General features: G+C 59.6%; 16 protein-coding genes and 1 pseudogene. 8 read left to right on the top strand and 9 right to left on the bottom strand.

The window, feature by feature from the left end:
- Nucleotides 1-121: 121 nt before the first annotated feature.
- The 3 genes from guaB to DNK06_RS20280 form a co-directional block, all read right to left on the bottom strand.
- Nucleotides 122-1,591 (bottom strand): IMP dehydrogenase, encoded by a 1,470-nt coding sequence (guaB, locus tag DNK06_RS20290; RefSeq protein ID WP_131181804.1) that lies wholly within the window; start codon nt 1,589-1,591, stop codon nt 122-124.
- 462 nt (nt 1,592-2,053) lie between these two features.
- The gene (locus DNK06_RS20285; RefSeq protein ID WP_131181803.1) at nt 2,054-2,590 is read right to left on the bottom strand and encodes a sugar ABC transporter ATPase; all 537 of its coding nucleotides are present in this window, start codon (nt 2,588-2,590) and stop codon (nt 2,054-2,056) included.
- A gap of 118 nt (nt 2,591-2,708) precedes the next feature.
- Nucleotides 2,709-3,173 carry a multidrug/biocide efflux PACE transporter gene (locus DNK06_RS20280; protein ID WP_131181802.1) on the bottom strand — a complete coding sequence of 155 codons (465 nt, stop codon included), beginning with the start codon at nt 3,171-3,173 and terminating at the stop codon, nt 2,709-2,711.
- A gap of 87 nt (nt 3,174-3,260) precedes the next feature.
- Between DNK06_RS20280 and DNK06_RS20275 the strand changes: the two genes are divergently transcribed.
- The 8 genes and pseudogenes from DNK06_RS20275 to DNK06_RS20240 all read left to right on the top strand — a co-directional run bounded on the left by DNK06_RS20275 (nt 3,261) and on the right by DNK06_RS20240 (nt 7,954).
- Nucleotides 3,261-4,136 carry a LysR family transcriptional regulator gene (locus tag DNK06_RS20275; protein ID WP_207390018.1) on the top strand — a complete coding sequence of 292 codons (876 nt, stop codon included), beginning with the start codon at nt 3,261-3,263 and terminating at the stop codon, nt 4,134-4,136.
- Nucleotides 4,137-4,249: 113 nt separating this feature from the next.
- Entirely contained in the window at nt 4,250-4,609 is a 360-nt protein-coding gene (locus tag DNK06_RS20270) for a hypothetical protein (RefSeq protein ID WP_131181801.1), read from the top strand.
- Between the two features lie 68 nt (nt 4,610-4,677).
- Nucleotides 4,678-4,965, top strand: a complete 288-nt coding sequence (locus tag DNK06_RS20265; RefSeq protein WP_131181800.1) for a putative quinol monooxygenase — start codon at nt 4,678-4,680, stop codon at nt 4,963-4,965.
- A 9-nt stretch (nt 4,966-4,974) separates the two neighbouring features.
- Entirely contained in the window at nt 4,975-5,169 is a 195-nt protein-coding gene (locus DNK06_RS20260; protein WP_131181799.1) for a hypothetical protein, read from the top strand.
- A gap of 297 nt (nt 5,170-5,466) precedes the next feature.
- Nucleotides 5,467-5,781, top strand: coding sequence for an NIPSNAP family protein (locus DNK06_RS20255; RefSeq protein ID WP_131181798.1), 315 nt, complete (start codon nt 5,467-5,469; stop codon nt 5,779-5,781).
- Between the two features lie 157 nt (nt 5,782-5,938).
- Nucleotides 5,939-6,052, top strand: a pseudogene (locus DNK06_RS20250) (IS5/IS1182 family transposase); the annotation flags it as partial.
- A 368-nt stretch (nt 6,053-6,420) separates the two neighbouring features.
- A complete protein-coding gene (locus tag DNK06_RS20245) occupies nt 6,421-6,882 on the top strand; it encodes a hypothetical protein (RefSeq protein ID WP_131181797.1) in 462 nt (153 codons plus the stop codon).
- Nucleotides 6,883-6,946: 64 nt separating this feature from the next.
- The gene (locus DNK06_RS20240; protein ID WP_131181796.1) at nt 6,947-7,954 is read left to right on the top strand and encodes a LysR substrate-binding domain-containing protein; all 1,008 of its coding nucleotides are present in this window, start codon (nt 6,947-6,949) and stop codon (nt 7,952-7,954) included.
- 415 nt (nt 7,955-8,369) lie between these two features.
- Here DNK06_RS20240 and DNK06_RS20235 read toward each other — a convergent pair whose 3' ends face one another.
- The 6 genes from DNK06_RS20235 to DNK06_RS20210 form a co-directional block, all read right to left on the bottom strand.
- Nucleotides 8,370-9,614, bottom strand: coding sequence for a porin (locus DNK06_RS20235; protein WP_207390017.1), 1,245 nt, complete (start codon nt 9,612-9,614; stop codon nt 8,370-8,372).
- Nucleotides 9,615-10,454: 840 nt separating this feature from the next.
- Nucleotides 10,455-11,981: an aldehyde dehydrogenase (NADP(+)) gene (locus tag DNK06_RS20230; RefSeq protein WP_131181795.1), complete on the bottom strand. Its 1,527-nt coding sequence runs from the start codon at nt 11,979-11,981 to the stop codon at nt 10,455-10,457.
- Nucleotides 11,982-12,317: 336 nt separating this feature from the next.
- Entirely contained in the window at nt 12,318-12,845 is a 528-nt protein-coding gene (locus tag DNK06_RS20225) for a carboxymuconolactone decarboxylase family protein (RefSeq protein WP_131181794.1), read from the bottom strand.
- 265 nt (nt 12,846-13,110) lie between these two features.
- Complete coding sequence (locus DNK06_RS20220) at nt 13,111-15,123, bottom strand: tripartite tricarboxylate transporter permease (protein WP_131181793.1); 2,013 nt, start codon at nt 15,121-15,123, stop codon at nt 13,111-13,113.
- Between the two features lie 105 nt (nt 15,124-15,228).
- The gene (locus DNK06_RS20215; protein ID WP_131181792.1) at nt 15,229-16,110 is read right to left on the bottom strand and encodes an amidohydrolase family protein; all 882 of its coding nucleotides are present in this window, start codon (nt 16,108-16,110) and stop codon (nt 15,229-15,231) included.
- Between the two features lie 142 nt (nt 16,111-16,252).
- A complete protein-coding gene (locus DNK06_RS20210; protein WP_207390016.1) occupies nt 16,253-17,284 on the bottom strand; it encodes a Bug family tripartite tricarboxylate transporter substrate binding protein in 1,032 nt (343 codons plus the stop codon).
- Nucleotides 17,285-17,288: the final 4 nt, after the last annotated feature.

Here is a 17,288-nt window from a genome sequence, read left to right as displayed (position 1 = left end):
TGCCTCTACGAGGCAGCTTCAAGCTGCAAGCTTCAAGCTGCAAGTAATTGGGGAGCTGTAAGCCAGGCTATCAGGCTCATCCTAACAGCTTGGCGCTTGCAGCTTGTCGCTTGGGGCTGCTTCAGCCTACCCGGTAGTTCGGCGCTTCCTTGGTGATCTGCACGTCGTGAACGTGGGATTCGGCCATGCCGGCACCGGTGATACGCACGAACTCGGGCTTGGTGCGCATCTCTTCGATGGTCGCGCAACCGGTGTAACCCATGGAGGCACGCAGGCCGCCCATCAACTGATGGACGATGGAGCCCATGGCGCCCTTGTAGGCCACGCGGCCTTCGATGCCCTCGGGCACCAGCTTCTCGGCACCGGCGGAGGAATCCTGGAAGTAGCGATCCGAGGAACCCTGAGCCTGGGACATGGCGCCCAGCGAGCCCATGCCACGGTAAGCCTTGTAGGAACGCCCCTGGAACAGTTCGATCTCGCCCGGTGCCTCCTCGGTACCGGCCAGCATGGAACCGATCATTACCGCCGAAGCGCCGGCAACGATGGCCTTGGACAGGTCACCGGAGAAGCGGATGCCGCCATCGGCGATCAGCGGAATGCCAGTGCCTTCCAGCGCCGCAGCGACATTGGCCACGGCGGAGATCTGCGGCACGCCGACACCGGCGACGATACGGGTGGTGCAGATCGAGCCAGGGCCGATACCGACCTTGACCGCATCGGCGCCCGCTTCGGCCAGGGCCAGTGCAGCAGCGCCGGTGGCGATGTTGCCGCCGATCACCTGGATGTCCGGGAAGTTCTGCTTGACCCAGCGCACGCGCTCGATCACGCCCTTGGAGTGACCGTGAGCAGTATCGACGATGATCACATCGACGCCGGCATTGGCCAGCGCGGCAACTCGGTCACCGGTATCGGCGCCAGTTCCTACGGCGGCACCGACGCGCAGACGACCTTGGTCGTCCTTGCTGGCCAGCGGGTAGGCCTTGGCTTTCTCGATGTCCTTGACGGTCATCATGCCCTTGAGGGTGAAAGCGTCGTCGACGATCAGGACTTTCTCGATGCGGTGCTTGTGCAGCAGCTCGCGAACCACTTCCTTGGTAGCGCCTTCCTTGACCGTGACGAGACGCTCTTTGGGCGTCATCACTTCACGCACGGTAGCGTCCAGGCGGTTCTCGAAGCGCACGTCACGGGAAGTGACGATGCCGACCAGATCACCGTTGCTCAGCACCGGTACGCCGGAGATGTTGTGCTGGCGGGTCAGTTCGAACAGGTCGCGCACGGTGGCGTCGGCCTCGATGGTGATCGGATCCTTGACCACACCGGATTCGAATTTCTTGACCTTGCGGACTTCGACAGCCTGCTGCTCGATGGTCATGTTCTTGTGGATGATGCCGATGCCACCTTCCTGCGCCATGGCGATGGCCAGGCGGGCTTCGGTCACGGTATCCATGGCGGCGGACAGCAGCGGAATATTCAACTCGATGCCACGGGTGAGGCGAGTCTTGAGGCTGACGTCCTTCGGCAGAACATCGGAGAAACCGGGGATAAGTAAAACGTCGTCGAAGGTAAGAGCTTCTTGACTGATACGCAGCATGGCGGGGGCTCCCAGACGGGAAAATTGGAAGCGCGCCATTATACCGAGTCAGCCCCCGTCACTCAATGTAAAGAATAGGTTCGACCGTTCGGCAATTAATATCAATGATTCTCAGCCGGCAGGGAACCGAAGCGGATTCATGCAGCCTGATCTATTCAGGCTCAGGGAAGAGCTCCCCCTTTTATATGCAGAACCGCGCCAGAGGCTGGTCTCCAGGCTGCCAGGCCGAGAGCGGCAATAAGCCTCCTTCCAGAGCCGGCTCAAGATCTTTCGACGAGATTGCACGTGCAATGACAGCAAAGTGGCAGTAGCGGCCTGTCGTAGGGTGGATGACGCTTCACCTACGCGGCCCGATCCGTTCACCACTCTGCGGTCGCAATGGTGGATGAAAAAAGCGTCATCCACCCTACAGGGGCTGCTTTTGCCGCCGATCTGCCAAGCACAAAGATCGTGAACAGGCTCTCAGGCCTGCACCAATGCAACCGGGTAGCCCAGCCGTTCGGCGAACTCTTCGAGAAAGGCTGGCGTGAAGCGCGCCCCGGCCCAGCCGTTGAAGATGAAACCCAGGTTGGAAAAACCGCAGGGTTGCAGAAACAGGAAGCCGTTGATGTCATCTTCGTGCCGACATTCGGGGCACATGAAGTTGTCGGTTTCCCCCGGCGTCCACTCATCCAGGCTCTCGAACAGCGCCTCGCCGACTTCTCGACGGCACTCGGGGCAGCCGGCCTCCTCGAGAAAATCGTCGATGGGCGTATAGATGCAGCGCCGGTAAATGACTTCCAGGCCATTGATGGGTTGGCCGAACGGCAACCGATCCGCAAATTCAACGACCCGACTCGCCCCTGGCGCGATGGCGTAGGCCATGCCACTGCGCCCACAGGTGGTGGGCAGCGCCGCGACGATATCGCGCTTGGCCAGCCAGCGCAGGATCTGCTGCGCTTTGCGCTCATGGCCAGGAAAGCTGGAAATCCGCGGAACGACGATGCTCTGAGTTGCCATACCCTTGCCTTCGGGGATTGGAAATCCGCGCAGCTTAGGGGTTGCCTGCAACGAATCCAAGCTACATGGCACTCGGCCGACGACCTGCAGCCTGGCAGATCGTCGCGAAAGCCAGTCGCTATCGGCAAGCCAGAGAGCAGGCCTCGCGGCGATTGAAGTAGCGCTCGCGCAGGCTGTCGTACGCCCAGTTGTAGCCCAGGGTGTAAGGCAGGAAGAACAGGATCAGGCCGATATCCAGAAAGAATGCCGCGACCAGACTGATGGACAACCACCAGGCCGCCAGCGGTACCAGCACCAGAATCAGGCCAGCCTCGAAGAGCAAGGCATGGCTGATCCGCGCCCACAGGCCGCGCTCGAAGCCCATGCGCCGCTGGGCAGCGTCGAACATGACGTTGAAGATCATGTTCCAGAGCATGGCGATGGCCGAGAACATCAGCGTCAGGGCGCCCATGTGCGCCAGAGATTTACCCATCGCCCAGGCCAGCAGCGGCGCGCACACCGCCACGGCGATCACCTCGAACAGGGTTGCATGCAGCACGCGCTCCTTGAAGGAGCGACGGGCAAGCTGATTGGATTGACTCATTGTCCAGACTCGCTAGGTAACGTCGATGGGACTATCCTCATCGGAAAAACAGCCAGAGCAAAGTTGCCAGCCATCGGCAAAACCGATATGAACCTATCTCCCGAATCTCTCCATGCGTTCGCCCAGGCAGCCGCCACCGGCTCGTTCAGTGCGGCGGCCAGGCGCCTGGGTAAAAGCCAGTCGACGATCAGCGAAGCGATTTCGCGACTGGAAATCGACCTCAACGTCAGCCTGTTCGTGCGCGGTGCGCGCCAGCTCACTCTGACAGAGGCCGGCTGCAGCCTTCTGAGCCGCGTACAGGATGTACTGGCAGCGTCGGATCGCCTGTTGCGCCAGGCCGGCCAATTGGCTGCGGGCCTGGAGCCCAAGCTGACGCTGGTGCTGTCGGACGCCTACCAGGCCAGCCAATATCAGGCTCGCTTGGCCGAACTCGACCAGCGATACCCGGATCTGGAGTTCGAATGCTTCTTCGCCGAACACGCTGACGTGCTCGACCTTGTCGGCCAGGGCCGCGCCAATCTGGGCCTGCTCGCCGCGCAGGCCAGCTACCCACCGGAACTGGCACACGCGAGCCTGGCGGATTGTGCGGACTTCGGTCTCTTCGTTGCCAAGGGGCATCCGCTCACCCGATCGTCTCGGATCAACCCGGAGGATCTGGCCCATTGGCGCGTATTACGCCTGAGTAGCGTGGCGGATCAGGAAGGTGCACTGGACGATCTGCCAGGCAGCGGCGGACGCTGCTGGTCAGCACCGGACTATCTGCTGCTACTGGAAATGGCCACACTGGGCTTTGGCTGGGCCGCACTGCCACGACAACTGGTCATCGGCCATGGCGGTGAGCGCCTGCAGGAACTGGCAGTCAACGGTTGGCCCAGGCAGGTTTCAGTGGATGTGGTCTGGTCACGTGAGCGGCCGCTGGGCCCGGCGGCGGCGTGGTTGCTCGAACGGCTTTTGAATAGCTGAAATGGGAACGCACAAGGATATCCACCGATGAAGATCCATCCTTCGATCAATACCGGGCACAGGCCTCATACCCGCCTTTGCGCTACCCATCTGCCGAGCGGCATCACCCACGCATGGTAATCGCGCTGCTTGCCCTGCTGGTCGTGCTGGCCCTGTGGATACGCCATACCCGCAACAGAAGGCCGCCAGTGCCCTCGGTAGCCAACGCCGAAAGGTTGCTGGCCTTTTTCGCCCAGCCGGAGCGTTACGCCGGACAGCCCATTGAACAGGTATTCGAGCACATAGGCCGTGTGCCACCTTGCGACGATTGGGACTGGGGCAGGCTGGTCTATGAATGGAGAGACCAGCAGCTGCGCCTGCGGATCATCACCCAGAGCGGCATGGTGATCTGCGCAGAGCGCCTCGATCCACTTGATACCAGCCGTTTCGGCAGTGTGCTCGAAACCTTCTGGGCACGCGATGAAACGGCCTGAACCTCTTTTCACGCACGCCCATATCCTGTTCACGCAGGAACGCCACCACTCAGGAGAACCGCAACCCGATGCTCACGGTCATTGCCCAGGACTTCATCAAGGAAGAATTCATCGAGCAGGTACTGCCGCTCTACGCCGAATTGGTACGCCGAACCCGCGAAGAGCCGCTGTGCCTGTCTTACGATCTGCACATCGACGAGAAGGATCCTGGTCATTTCGTTTTCATCGAAAAATGGCCGGACAGAGCCGCGCTGGATACTCACTGCAAGACCGAGCATTTCCAGACACTGGTACCCAGGATCGACAGCTACCAGCGCCAGCCCGGTACCTTCCTGCTGCTCGAACCATTCGCCTAGGGGGCTTTCATGTCCACCCTGGAATGGGCAATTACCATTGCCGCCGCTCACCAGTGTCGCGACAACGGTCATGTGTCGGCCAGGGTGGTAGATGTGCCCGAGACGGGGTATGGCAACCATGTGGCGCAAGCGGACGTAGGGTGGATGACGCTTTTTTCATCCACCATTGCGATTGCAGAGCGGTGGACGGATCGGGCCGCGTAGGCAAGCGTCGTCCACCCTACGAATGGCCGTTTGCGCCTTTAAGACCGTAGAACGTAGCCTGGATTAGCCGCAGGCGTAATCCGGGGCCGAAGGCCGTGATCCATGGTTCAACGCGGGTCACCGAACGGCCGCTTCCGCCTTTGAGCAACCACTCAGCCCGTTCGCTCGGATACGACATTTGATCTGTGATGTGGCACCAGGGTCATTTGCACAAGGCCGGCGCTCCTTACATCCGTCACCCCATCAAAGTCATATTAGGGCCTGGGCCATGCCGGGCAACCAGTCAAGGAGATAACCATGATCACCTGCTACCTGCGCTATATCATCGACCCCTATCAACTCGCCGAATTCGAGCATTACGCCAAGCTGTGGATACCGCTGGTGGAGAAATTCGGCGGCCAGCACCATGGCTACTTCCTGCCCTCGGAAGGCAGCAACAACGTGGCCCTGGCGTTGTTCAGCTTCCCCAGCCTGGCCGCCTACGAGGAGTACCGCGAGCGTTCCATGCAGGATGCCGAATGCCTGGAAGCCTTCGCCTATGCCCAGCAGAATCGCTGCATCATCAGTTACGAGCGCAGCTTTATGCGCCCGCTGGGCGTAGGGCCCCGATAGCGCTTAGAACCTGTTCAACGTCTTTTTAGCAGGAGAGCCAGGAAGGCCAGATGAATGAATTGCAAACTGCGTCCACGCTCAAGAGCGTACTGCTGGCGTTGCGCCTCAGTCTCGCGCGGGCCGCACCAGCCTGATTTTTTAACGCCCGCTCCTCATGGCACAAACCATCATCGCGGACAAGGGCCATGACAGCGAGGCGATACGGGAGCAGATTGAGGAACAAGGTGCCACGGCTGTGATTCCAAGAAAGCGAATGTCTGTGAAAGGCAACAGACCCTAGCTGCAATTTGACCTTCCCTCACTACAAGCCATCAGATACAGGGGGCAGCAATCCGTCTTCGGTCAAATTCCAATCGGCAGGACGGGGCGGATTCAGATCAATGCCAATGCCTGCGTGTGCGGCCCGCTCATCATCGCGTTGCATAGACCTCCCTTAACCATTCACTCAAATGCAACGCCATTTTTCTCAATGGATACTGCACCGATAGACGGGCAAAATTTTTAGCGCGTCTTATAAGTTATTGGCACGCGAAGCCGGCCAAGCATCGCCCCTTATGCATCCACCCGCTCGACACTCTTCCATGCCTATGACGTGTTTCATGGTCAGACCGGGCACGTCCGTTAAAGAGGGAAATGGTCGTGGACAACAATCAACAGGATGCCTTCATTGCTCGCCAGCCCATATTCAAGCGCGCGCGACGAGTAATTGCCTATGGCCAGCCCGATACCACCAGGGCACTCTCCCCTGCCTCTGACGATCCTGATACTCAGCACGTCGCCGACATCTCTCCTGTCTTTGTTGATTGTTCCGTCAAATCGCCCACCACGTTCGACCTCCCTATACGTCCCGCTTGCCTGAGCGTATTAGTCCAGCACCGGAGACTTCGCCGGGCACATCTTCTTGCGAGAAAAATAAACGGTTTCGAGCGAGCCCAAGAGCACTCGAACCTGGGCTTCGATCTTTTCCTGGGACACCTTTCGGACATCCGATACTCGTCAGTGCCTGGGTTCGCCCAGAAAATCCAGAACGATGGCTGGCCTCGCCTTTTACCCAAGCCGCGCAAGGATCAAGAACACCAACAGCAGCGGCTCGCCGCATGATTGACCAAACCGGGCAAATCCATACGCCGACTCGAAGAAAGCTCAAGCGGCTGAGGTACACAATGTGAATCATCTCGACTGGTATCTGCAGATCAATCTGAAGGCGCGGCACTTGCGCCTGCTCGTGGCGATCGACACGTACCGCAATCTGACCCAAGTGGCCGAGGTCACTCATGTGACCGTACCTGCCGTGTCGAAATCATTGGCCGAACTCGAGCGGGGGCTTGGGCTCGCCTTGTTTTCACGCACCACGCAAGGCTTGATGCCCACGCCATATGGCGATTGCCTCCTTCGCCACGCGCGGGCAATGCTGACAATCCTGCACCAGGCCCGCGATGAGCTGAAGTCCCTGAGGTCGGGGGCCGAGGGCAAGGTTCGCATCGGCATGTTGCCGGCTTCCGCCTCGGTGCTGCTGCCGCAGGCGCTGAACTTCCTGAAGCAGCAGTCATCGGGTACCAATGTGACGGTGATCGAAGGTACGACAGAGTCGCTGTTGCCTGAACTCTGGCAAGGTCGCCTCGACTTGGTCGTGGGCCGCCTGCCGCCTCCGGATACGCTCAGCAGCTTCGAGGAAAAGGAACTTCTCGAGGAGCCGGTGGTGCTTATGACGGGCCGTCACCATCCACTGGCCCGCAGGAAGACCCTGAATTGGTCGGATCTGTGCCCCTACCCCTGGATCTTACCGCCGCCCGGCTCGATATTGCGTGATCCACTGGAGCGGGCGCTCGAGGCGAATGACGTGCCGCTGACCAACAATTATATCGAAACGCTCTCGATTCACGTCGTCCGTGCACACCTGCAAGTCTCCGAGTTCATCGCGGTAATGGCTGGATCGATTGCCAATGACCCTGTCCAGCCTTTTCATAAGCTTCCGTTGAACCTGCCTAGACTGCTCCGCCCAACCGGCGTGCTGTGGAATCGCAACCGTGGCCTGAGCCCCAGTGCGCAACTCATGGTTTCGTGCCTGGAAGAAGCTGCTCAGCATCTGCTGACGGGTCTCGCCGCCACATCACAGCAGACACCATCCTCGAGTAAAGCGAAGCGCCATCGCCAATCAACGAATACGCGCTGAGCGGTCAGGCGATGTGCACATAGCACACCCCGCCTGATCGGGAGGTAAAGGTCACGTGCGAATCATGCAGAACGATCAATGCGTGGATGTGGGGTGCGCCGGACGAGCACATCAGCATTGAAGGTTACGAATGGAGTGGTCATCAGGATGGCATCAACGAAGTGCGACTCCTGATCACCATTCTGGGTGGCTTTCCGGCACGTTAGGGCGACTGCGAATCGGCTGCAAGAACCATCCTGTTCGGCCTGCTGTGCATCATGGGCTTTACTGCGGCGGGTGCAGGCACCTACCGCGGCACGCCTCCTCATCGTTCACGCCATGTACCTGCGACTCAGTGTTGCGTGTAACGCGCTCCTCAATCGGCACTCCCGGATCATGCCGGGAATGCCGGGTGGTGCGGATCTCGCATCGCTTCTCAGAACCGATATTTGATACCCGAGATGATGGATATCTGCGAGTCACCATTTGGAGGGGCGACCTTGGGTGAAGAGTTGGTCGCTGCGAGAGAGAGGTCGCCGCCGTTACTCATGTGTTCTGCCGACACATACAGATCCGTTTGCTTGGACAGCGAGTAGACGCCGCGCAATACGATCGCCTGTCCCTTGTCGGACGAACCTTTGTATTTGAGTTGCCCCAGCATGCCATCGATGGAAAAGTTCTTGGCCACCGGTACCTTGGCGGCCAGCCACACCAGGTTGCTCTGCGGTGTAGCGATACCTTCGTTGTCGCGCTTGACCCAACCCGCGGCTATCTTGGCATCACGTACCATGAAGTAGCCGCCCAAGAGGAAACGGCTGTCCGTACGATCCGGCGAAGTGAGACCGCCAGGTGTCGCTGCAGTACCGCCATAAATTCGCTCATAGGCGCTGGACAAGCCCCAGCTCTTTGCGTCGTACTTGATCATGCCCGCCCATTCTCGACATTGGTTGACGTCGTCAACCTCGCCCGCGCAATTACTTACGGCGTCACGGCCAAAGCTGTAATTCACACCGAGGTTGAAATTACCGATGGGAAGGAGGTAGCGAATGGAGTTATCAGCGCGAGCAGAGCCTGTATAGCCTTCGTCCAGCGTGGTGAGGCCGTGCGAACCGGCGCCGAACGGATTGAGTTCCTGCCATGCCAAAAACCGCACGTTGTATTGGCGACCGAACGTCAAAGTGCCGTAGTCCCCTTCGAGGCCGACGTATGACTGCCGTCCAAAAAGGCGTCCGCCCTGGAGCGAGGTGCCAGTGTCTGGCGAAAAGCCGGCTTCCAGGTTCCATACGGCTCGAAGATTCCCGCCTAGATCCTCCTTGCCGCGAACCCCCACGTAGGAAGTCCCCATCCCCGAACTCAAGCGCGAAACATTGCCACTGCCGCTTACGTTGCTGACGTGCTCGACCCCAAGATCAATCTGGCCGTACAGGGTTATATCGCGTCCAAGGGCCTTCAGCTTGTCCTGATTGGCCGCCAGTGCTCTGCGATGCTCGTCGCTGGCAGCGCCGGCCGACTTCTCGGCCTTCAGTTGCTCCCCCATCTGATCGAGCCGCTTGTTCAGCTCCTCCAGTCGCGCAGTAAGCTCCTGCAATTGCTTGGTCTGTTCGGTGTCTTGCTGAGCCCATGCCGGAGAAATACTCAAAAACGCAGAGCAGGCGAATAGGGCAGTCCTGTATTTCGTCATCTCTGAAACTCTCTTTTTTGTTATTAGATTTGTTGAGTAAACGCAACGAGAGATTGCGGAGATGCTTATGCAGAATCAATTGAGAAACCCCGCTCTACGCTTGACTGCATGGTTAAGGCACTCAGCGTGACGGGGAGCGGATCCCATCAAGAATTTAAGCCCTGCGGCTACGGTATCGAAGCGGATATCGCACAGCGGCGGTGCGGCAAATAATTGATGCCATGCAGGCTGTAACCAAGACCGCGCATAGCCTTGGTATCTCGCAGAATAGGCGGCTAGCCGGGTGCTATGGGCGCGCCGCGTCAAGCCCAAACCGTTTCGAGCGACGATGCCCATGCCTGGTACCGATGCTCGCGGACATCCCTGCCCGATGGAGCCGCCACACAACATCACGAGCAGGATCAGCCACTGCGCCAGCTCATCGAATTAGAGGCCACGACTGTGCCCGTACTCTCGCACCGACCCAAGCTGCCGGATCATGGCGAGGCGAGCTGGGCTGCCGCGAGTGTGCTCTGCGCAGTTATGAGCAGCTCGCGGTCAATCAGATTGAGGTGATCCATGGCTACGAGCAAACAGGTTCAGCCTTAACCTGCTCCATCGGTCATCAATAACCCCGGCGAATGGGCCTATGACAATGACCGCAGCAGGTCTCCGGCCACGAGATACCGGGCCAGAAGGCGGAACCGCCCCCAGACTGGCCAAGCCCAGGCGATGCGCTGCATCCGGATGCCGGCCAAGGCAGGCCATCGCCCCAAAAGAACAGGTCGAACTGGCTGCCAAAGAGCACGCGAGATGGCACCGAAGGGTGTCAGGAGGCGGGTATGGTTTTCTTTACCGATGTCACTGCAGATCCTTTGGCAATACGCCTTTGGGGAGGTTCTGGTAACAGACGGGACGCAACCAGCGGCGAATGGAGAGCGTGCCGACCGAAGTGGCGCCGAAGTTGGTGGAAGCGGGATAAGGGCCACCATGAACCATTGCATCGCAGACTTCCACACCAGTGGGGAAGCCATTGACAAGTATGCGGCCGGCCTTGCGCTCGAGGATCGGGAGCAGCCCGTGCGCGGCCTCGGTATCGGCCTCCTCCATGTGAATCGTGGCAGTCAATTGGCCAGCGAGGGATTTGGCGACGTCGCGCATCTCTGCAGGGCTTTCCACCGTAATGATCAGGCCGAGCGGGCCGAAGACCTCTTCGGCAAGCAGGTGATTGCCGAGCCAGTCCTTGGCGGCAATGCAGAAGAGATTCGGCGTGGCGTCACGCAGATCGCAGGGAGAGGTTAGCAGCGACCGCACTCCCGTTTCGGCGGCAATGCGGTCGCGGCCGACGCGGTATGCAGCCGCAATACCGTCGGTAAGCATCACCTGCGGCGGGGTCTGACGCAGCGCGGCACGGGCGCCTTCGGCAAAGGCCTCGCCCTCGGAGCCACGCATGACCACGGCGATACCAGGATTGGTGCAGAACTGCCCCGCGCCCATGGTAAGCGAGGCGGCCCAGCCCGTGCCGATCGCCTCGCCGCGGGCGGCAAGAGCGGCAGGCAGCAGGAACATCGGATTGACCGACCCCAGTTCACCGAAGAATGGGATTGGATCGGGACGCGCCGCGCAGAGATCGAATAGGGCACGGCCACCGCCAAGCGACCCGGTGAACCCCACAGCACGGATCAGCGGGTGCTGGACGAGCGCTTCGCCCACGTCGCGCCGCCCGCCTTGAACGAGCGAGAAGACACCTGGATGCATACCACAGCGGGTAATGGCGGCAAGCACCGCTTGCGCGACGATTTCGGAGGTGCCGGGATGCGCAGAGTGCCCCTTGACCACGACCGGGCAGCCCGCGGCCAGCGCCGAGGCGGTATCGCCTCCTGCCACCGAGAACGCGAGCGGGAAATTCGAGGCCCCGAAGACCGCCACCGGGCCGATCGGCCGCTGCATCAACCGTAGCGTGGGAGTCGACAAGGGCTGAGGGTCGGTGAGGCTGGAGTCGTGGCGGCGTTCAAGGTAGTCGCCAAGACGGATATGGGCCGCGAAGAGACGCAGTTGCATCACCGTGCGGCCGCGCTCGCCGACGAGCCGGGCCACGGGCAGGCCGGTTTCCTGGGTGCCGATCTCGGTGATAGCGTCAGCACGCGCCTCGATTTCATCCGCGATGGCCTCCAGAAAAACAGCGCGCTCCTCGCGTGTGCTGTAGCCGAAGGACCAGAAAGCCTCTTCGGCGGCACGGCAGGCCTGGTCGACGAGTGCGGGCGTGCCCACCGAGAAGGAATGCGCAGGGCCATTGGCCGGGGCCGAACGAAACTGCGCTTCTGTCGCAATCTGCACACCTGCGATGAAATGCTGGCCGTGGGGGACGAAAGGAGATACGACGCTCATGGGGCATCCTTTTATTCATGTCTGTATTTAGGTATGTGGTGCGCGAAGTTACGTTGCACCGATGTCAGGTCTTTGCGGGCGCGCTCGTGAGCTGGTGAGACGTTCAGCCAGTGCCTGGAAGTTTGCGCGGCTCACCTGTTAGCCACCATTTCGGGGACGAGATCCTATGCCTCCGAGACAACGCCTATGGCCGTCCAGCGCTCCCAGACCGACCACAGAAGCAGTCCGGATGGGACGCAGCGCATGAGACGCAGCCCGAAGTGCCTGGATTCTCCCCTCTCGCGCTCGCGTCCCGATTACGCGTCTGAACGCTGCGTCCCGCGGCGTAATGAACCGTCAGCCTTTTGGCTGAAGCGCATGCAGGCTCATGGCCAGCGAAACAGAAGTGAAATACCCTACGACGATGAGCAGCTCGGCAATCACCGCTCGGCCCAGATCGGCTTCGTAACGGGCAAAACGCTCATCGTCGATCACGCCTCCTGCGAGGATGTCGCAGACCGCGTCACTGATCACACCAAGGCGTCCATCCCCCGGTTCGGGTCGCTGCTTCTCGAGGATGGCTCTGACCATTGCCTCTGGGACTCCGGCCTTCAATGCATGCCGCCGGTGGTTGGCGATGACATAGGGTGCGTTCCAGAACACCGCCGTGGAGAGGATCGCCACTTCGCTCTCCACCTCGCTCAGCACTGGCGAGCGGTCGATATGCGTGCCGATGATCTCCATCCCTTCGGCTAGATGCGGGTTGTGTAGCCAGATGTTGAACGGGGTGGGAATACGTCCCCGCCCTTCGCCCAGGCGTGCGATGACTTCCTTCTGTTTGTCGGAGGTATTCTCAGGCTCAATAGGCTGCAATCGACCATTCATCTTTCTCTCTCCTTCTACAAAATGATGCCGGAGCAGAATCCCGCTTTGGTGCGCCCCGAACCTCTCGGACTTTTACCCCCAGGGTTAGAACTCTTGCACTTCCTGAAGACAGGAAAGGCGTCACGCTCTGCTCGGCGAACGACAGTGTCGCTACACCTCCATGCGTCAGCATGGCAACTATCCATCTACAGCGTTGAGCACATCCTTGTGCGCGGCTTTGCCGTACTAACGCTCGGTATTTTGCGCGGTGTAATGGTTACCCCACTCAATAACCGAGGAGGCTACTCGGCCAAGCGATATGGAGGAGCCGGTCGAAGATGCCATACAGGATTGCCGTCACGCAGACCGCAAGGATCAGACTGAGTCGCCAAGGCTCACGGCCCTCGATGCGCATGAAAGCTACGATCAGCAGCGGCACCGTCGGAAGCATGCCAATCAGCGCAGTAGAGACGAAGAAGGCGAGGAACCAGCCAAAGAATCTTGTTGCTCTCACCAGAACCAGCTTGTCTGGCAGTATGCCGTGGTCACTCGCTGCATCCATGTGAATGCTGCCGCCACTCGTAGCACGTATCGGGGTGACGAAGATTTTGTATGCAAGACTGATCGTCCCGGCGATGACAAGAATGCTTGCGACCACCGTCGGACCGATCGCGGCCAGGAAATTCCACTCCTGAGCGGTCACCAACATGAAGAGCCCGGCACCGATGAAGAGCACATACGTGAGGTCTTCAGCCTTGAGTACAACCGTCCCCTTCGGCCGCAGCCGCAGCGTCCGCGCTCCACCGCCCTTTCTCAGCAGCTTGAACAGCGGGGTGAACAGGATAATCGCAGAGAGGATGAGCAGTACCAGGACACCCGGTCGCGTCAGCCAATCCGTGCCATAGCGCATGAAAGAGATCGACATGTAACGCTCGATTAGCAAACCGAGCACCAGGCCAAGGATCAACGGTGGGCGCGGCCATTTCTGGCGTTTCATGATCCAGCCAATCGATCCGGCCAGCGTTAGCACGAACAAATCTCCCCAGCTACTCGATCCCTGGAAGGCGCCGATCAGGACGACGGGAATCATTACCGGCAGAATAAGCGAGTAGCGTAGCGTCGCGAGCTTGGCAAACTGGCCGCTGAGCAGGAAACACAAGCCTGCGCCAAAGATATTGGCAAGAGCGATCGACCAAACCATGGAATAGGTCAGGTCGAGATGCTTGGTCAGCATATCGGGCCCCGGGTTGAACCCGTGCACCATCAGTGCCCCAAGCAGAATTGCCTGCGCCGCACCGCCGGGTAACCCGAAAGCAAGCAGCGGCACCAGCATTCCGCCCTCCTTCGCGTTAGTGGCCGATTCGGGAGCGATCACCCCACGCACATCGCCCTTACTGAAGGTTTCCTTGGCACCCTTCTCGGTTTGCAGCGCATGACCATAGGCGATCCAGTCGATCACCGCTCCGGTAATACCTGGAACCGCCCCGAGGAAGGCGCCTATCCCGGAACAACGAAGCACCAGGAACCAGTTTCGCAGAGTGTCCTTGACGCCCTGGCCCATCCCTTTAAAAGTCCCTACGGCCGCGTGGTTGCTTACCGCGGAGCGCTGTATGGCGAGATCGCACAACTCAGGCAGCGCGAAAAGGCCAAGTAGCACCGGCACGAGAGGGATACCATCCGCCAGATAGAGGAAGTCGCCCGTCCAGCGCATTTGCCCGGTCTGAACATTGGTGCCAATCATGCCCACCAGAATGCCGAGGCAGGCTGCGACCACCCCCTTCAGCGGCGCATTGCCCGACAGCACCGCAACCATCGTGATCCCGAAAATTGTCAGCGCCAACATTTCGGGTGTGGTGATGGAGAGGACGAGCGGCCGTACCAACGGCAGCGAGACTGCCAGGATGACTGCCCCGACCAATCCCCCAAGTAGCGATGACGTGTAGCACGCACTCAGCGCGCGCGATGCCTCGCCGCGCTTGGCCATCGGCAGCCCGTCGAGCACTGTCGCCTGCGAGGCCGAGCTTCCTGGTACGCCCAAAATCACCGCCCCGATACTATCCGAAGTGGTAGAAACCGAATGCATACCGAGCAACATGCCAATGGCCGCGATGGGATCCATCGTGTACGTGAACGGCACCAGTAGCGCAAAGCCGGTTAGGCCACCGACCCCGGGCACCAGTCCTATGGCGATGCCGGCCAGAACCCCGAGGATGACAAACACCAGACGATCGAATGACAAGATGAGCGACAGCGCGTTACTGGCTGCCGACAGTGTTGATGAATCGAAAAGGAAATCCATGATTCGTCCTGATTAGTGGGCAAGCTCACTTTGTGAGTCAGCTAGGTTTAAGACAGGCACATCGCTTGCCGGGCGTTCAATCCGGCCAGCGCCATACCCCACCACCTAGAGATTCGAAAGCGCTTCTGCGTTCTGCTCGGCAAGAGTCGGATAAAGGATCTTCGCCGTACGGCCCCAGATCCAGGCACGCTCCTCTTCGCTCAGGGATGCGAAGCAGGCGTGCCCCTGATCGATCAACTTCTTCAACGGCCCTTCCGAGGCCGGATAGTTCGAGCCGAAGGCCAGATGGTCTGCCCCGAATATCTGTACCAGATGAGGGAAAAACGCCTCGCTTCCTCCAGGCGCCGCCTGCGCCAACTCGAAGGTCTTGGGCGTGATCTTGAGGTAGATGTTCGGGTATTTCGCCAGGTCGAACAGCCCTGCACAGGCAGCGTAGGGAGGTCCGCCCTCGAGCTGCGGACGCCCGCAGTGATCGAGCGCGATCCTGACGGTGGGAAAGCGCTCGGCAAGTTCGGCCACCATGCCCAGACCGGCCGGAGTGGTCTGGATCACGATGGTCATGCCAATCTCGGCGCAGCGCTCCCAGATCGGGAAGGTTGCCGGGTTGACCAACCAGCTGCCATCGGTCTGATGGGTCGCCCCGCCGGTGAAAAGCCGAATCCCGCCCATGCCACGGGCCAGCCAGTAATCGAAGGTCTGCAGCGCATCGGGAGCCAACATATCGAAGGAATAAACACCGGTGAATCGCTTCGGATGTATCGCCACGGAGTCGGCCACATAAGAATTATTGTGGCCATAAGTGGTAGAGGAATGGACGATCGCCGCCTTCGCAACTCCGGCCTCATCCATCTCCCGGATCAACTGTTCGAATGTGGCCGGACGCGTGGCCGACCACTTGGAACGATGTCCACTCTGAGGTGCAATGGGATAAAGGGCAGTGTCGGTTGAAATGATATGGGGATGAATATCGATGATTGAGGGTGTCATGTTGATCGAACCTCTTGACGATTTACGGTCATTTCCCCTCGAAAGGATCATGACATTTTGTTATTGGCATCAGAGCTGACTTACAAAGCGCGCACGAAGGCCGTAGGGCCGACACCGTGGCCTTTCCAGATGTAATTCAGGATTAAAGATTGCGAAACTTGCGTGCTTCTTCAATCACCGAAACGGGGGCGTCATAAATTTTATTTATGATCCGTTCCATCGCCACCGCGTCAATGGCATTGACCGGAAAGCCCGCACCTTCCACCGCAGCGATGAACTCGGGATCGGCGATCGTCGCGGAGAAAGCCGCACGCAGCGCATCCAGTCGATCTTGAGGAACGCCTTGCGGCAACGCGATAGGCCGCCCGGCCTCGAAGGGAGACACGAAGAAGTCAAACAAAGCCTTTACGTCGGGGTCGGTGACATAAGCACTCAGGTTCGGGACATCAGAGAAGGCGGGATCGCTTTTCCAGGCCAGATGCAGTAGCACTTTCATCTCGCCATCGGCGAGCATCCGTGCCGGCTCCCCCTCCTGCACCCCGTCAATGGTCGAGGCCCAGCCATCGACTTCGCCGCGCTGCATCGCCAGATAGACTTCGCTGCGCCCCGTATAGCCAGGAACGATCTTCATCTTGGTGCCAACATACTTGTTGAGCATTGCCGGCAAGATCCGGTTCTCGTTAGAGAAGCCGGTCGCACCAATGATCAGTTCCTCCTTGAAGAGATCATCTGCCGTGGTTACCCCGGTTCGGGTCATCGCGACCAGGGCATAGTTGACCTTGTCGAGACTGCCAAGCCACGTTACTTTCCGTGGATCGAAGTTGCTCTGCTTCGGTTCCAGCAGCGGCGTGTAGAGGTTGTTGCGCTGTAGAAAGCCAACAACGGTTCCGTCTTTAGGCTGCGAAGTCTGGAGCGAAGCGGCCGCAACCATCCCTCCTGCTCCGATGACGTTCTGTACCACCGGTATGGGCTGCCCAGGAATATGCTTTGCAAAAAAACGCGCGAACTGGCGCGCAAAAGTGTCCGTCGGCGTGCCTGCATCGGCGCTTACGATAAGAGTGAGCGCTTTGCCACGATAGAATTCCTCGACTGATTGACCAAAAGCCGGCCCAGCAACGAGCGTCGCAGCTGTGAGCGCACAACTGAACAAGGCCGCTCTGCGTGTAATGCCCATGGCT

The sequence above is a fragment of the Phytopseudomonas daroniae genome (assembly GCF_004327285.1).
Taxonomy (GTDB): Bacteria; Pseudomonadota; Gammaproteobacteria; order Pseudomonadales; family Pseudomonadaceae; genus Aquipseudomonas; species Aquipseudomonas daroniae.
Note: the sequence above shows the minus strand (reverse complement) of the source record. Positions and strands in the feature narration are given on the sequence as shown.